The 1574-nt window shown below is 71.2% G+C and carries 5 protein-coding genes; all 5 read right to left on the bottom strand.

Annotated features, from left to right (window positions below):
* Nucleotides 1-176 (bottom strand): VIT1/CCC1 transporter family protein (locus GWK15_RS25515; RefSeq protein WP_209442425.1); only part of this gene is annotated, 176 nt, incomplete at its 3' end.
* 137 nt (nucleotides 177-313) lie between these two features.
* Complete coding sequence (locus GWK15_RS26470) at nucleotides 314-445, bottom strand: hypothetical protein (RefSeq protein ID WP_272870101.1); 132 nt, start codon at nucleotides 443-445, stop codon at nucleotides 314-316.
* A 253-nt stretch (nucleotides 446-698) separates the two neighbouring features.
* Nucleotides 699-863, bottom strand: coding sequence for a DUF3309 family protein (locus GWK15_RS25510; RefSeq protein WP_168044420.1), 165 nt, complete (start codon nucleotides 861-863; stop codon nucleotides 699-701).
* A 74-nt stretch (nucleotides 864-937) separates the two neighbouring features.
* On the bottom strand, nucleotides 938-1198 hold the full coding sequence (locus tag GWK15_RS25505) for a glycine zipper domain-containing protein (protein ID WP_245211909.1): 261 nt from the start codon (nucleotides 1196-1198) through the stop codon (nucleotides 938-940).
* A gap of 25 nt (nucleotides 1199-1223) precedes the next feature.
* The coding region (locus tag GWK15_RS25500) for a Rap1a/Tai family immunity protein (RefSeq protein WP_168044417.1) at nucleotides 1224-1574 on the bottom strand (351 nt) is incomplete at its 5' end.

The following is a 1574-nucleotide window of genomic DNA, read 5'->3' as shown; positions in this document are numbered from 1 at the left end:
ACCAGGCCCGCGACGCCGGCGAGCAGGACGTCGTTCTGCGTGGCGGCCGCGGCCGCGACGCCCACGATCAGGCTCGCCGTGGAGACGATGCCGTCATTGGCGCCGAGAACGGCCGCCCGCAACCACCCGATGCGCGCGACAAGGTGGCGTTCCGGGTGCACGTGCAGTCGGCTCATGCGGTATCACTCCCTCCGGGTCCCGGGGCCGGCCGGGGCCGGTGCGCGGGAAGGATGGTCGAGGTCAGCGCGGGGCGCCCATCCGCGGCCGCCGCAAGGGTGTGCCCTGCGCCGCGGTGGCGGGTGCCGAAGGGATCCTACCTCTCCCGGATCGAGACGCCATGGCCCCCGATGGTGATGTCGACGCCGGACCGTTGCCTGTCCTGGTAGAACCAGTAGCCCAGAGCCCCGGCGCCGATCCCGATCACGCCGATGGCGATGAGGAGCATGTTGCGATTCATCGTGGTTTGCCGCCTTCAGGTTCGCGGGCCGGAACGCCATGCGGCGTCCCGGCAATCCGTTGATGGGTCAAGGCGCGCCGCCATCGCGGCGGCGGCGCTGTCGCGCGCGCAGGCATGGGCGCGCGACCGCGCTGCGCGCGCCGCTGCTGTCGAGGAAGCCCGTACGCATCTCCGCGACGCGGTCCGCCGCATGCTCCTCGCGGTATCGGCGAAGCCTCGGCGGACCGGTCGGTGCCTGGCGTCAAAGCCGCCCCATCAGCACAAGGACAAGCACGATGATCAGGACGGCGCCGACGATGCCGACGCCGCCGTGGCCATAGCCGTACCCGTAGCCGCCAACGATGCCGGTGAATCCGCCGAGCAGGGCGATGACGAGGATGACCAGCAGGACCATTCCGAGTGACATGGGGTATCCTCCCGTTGTTGTACGCATGCCCGGCCGCCGGACGTGGTTTCCGGCGCGCAGCGCGCCGGGTCGCGTCAGTAGCTGCGGTTGTCGCGATATCCGTTGGAGTAGTAGGGCTGCCGCGACTGCTGCGACTGGCCGTAGAGGTAGCCGCCCAGTCCGCCGACGCCGGCACCAATCAGGGCGCCCATGCCGGTATTGCCGCTGAAGGAACCGGCGATGCCGCCGATGGCGGCGCCGCCAAGCGCACCGATGCCCGTGCTCTGCTGGGTCGGCGTCATCTCGGCGCAGGCCGACAGCCCGAGACCGGCCAGGAGCAGGAGAGCGAGACGCATTGAGCGCATGATCGTCTCCTATGTCTCAGCGCGGGCTGCGCGGGGTGGGGGCCCGTGCCGCAGGGCCCGGCGGGCAGGGGAAGGTCGCCTGCGCCCAACGCAGGAGGCCATCGAGCGCCGGCTCGTTCCCGAACCGCGGGTTCTCACGCGCCCAGGCGGCGAAGGCGATGCCGGACTGCGCCACCGTCGGGCCAGGGACCGGCACGCAGAACAGGGGCCGGGCGGGACCGTTCTGGGGATAGAGCAGCGCGTGGTACTGCCCGAAGCTGGTGAGGAAGCCCTGGCAATAGGCGATGGCTTCGAGGCGCGGCACGCCGCCCCAGGCGGGGTCGCAGATGGCGGCCAGTTCCTGCGCCGTCTGGACATGGGTGACGAT

It is taken from the genome of Neoroseomonas oryzicola (assembly GCF_012163135.1).
In the GTDB taxonomy this organism is placed as follows: domain Bacteria; phylum Pseudomonadota; class Alphaproteobacteria; order Acetobacterales; family Acetobacteraceae; genus Neoroseomonas; species Neoroseomonas oryzicola.
Note: the sequence above shows the minus strand (reverse complement) of the source record. Positions and strands in the feature narration are given on the sequence as shown.

Coding starts and splice junctions, on each gene's coding strand:
- GWK15_RS26470 (WP_272870101.1), bottom strand. CDS start 445: ATGCTCCTCATCGCCATCGGCGTGATCGGGATCGGCGCCGGGGCTCTG.
- GWK15_RS25510 (WP_168044420.1), bottom strand. CDS start 863: ATGTCACTCGGAATGGTCCTGCTGGTCATCCTCGTCATCGCCCTGCTC.
- GWK15_RS25505 (WP_245211909.1), bottom strand. CDS start 1,198: ATGCGTCTCGCTCTCCTGCTCCTGGCCGGTCTCGGGCTGTCGGCCTGC.